Source organism: Roseibium sp. AWQ4_254 (genome assembly GCF_056161025.1).
This window is the reverse complement of the sequence record NZ_JBSWYH010000139.1, coordinates 1-204: the sequence shown is the minus strand read 5'-3', so window position 1 is coordinate 204 and position 204 is coordinate 1. Positions and strand designations below refer to the sequence as shown.

Here is a 204-nt window from a genome sequence, read left to right as displayed (position 1 = left end):
TCCCCGGTTTGCGCGAATGCCAGTTGATCCGGGCCACGTCGAGGAAGCGTCTTTCGTTGAGTTGGAACTGGCCCCGGCAGCTTGTCCTGCCGCTACAGGGGTCGTTGTCCCGGCCCCGGAACCTGTCTGTGCAAGCCGGGTTGATATTACCCTTTCGGATGGCCGAAGGGTGTTGATCGAAGGCCCAACGGCCCTGGCCGCGGT

At 63.2% G+C, this 204-nt stretch carries 1 pseudogene; it reads left to right on the top strand.

Going from position 1 to position 204, the window contains the following annotated elements:
- Positions 1 to 16 precede the first annotated feature (16 nt).
- Positions 17 to 204 (top strand): annotated as a pseudogene (locus ACXAIC_RS24945) (hypothetical protein); the annotation flags it as partial.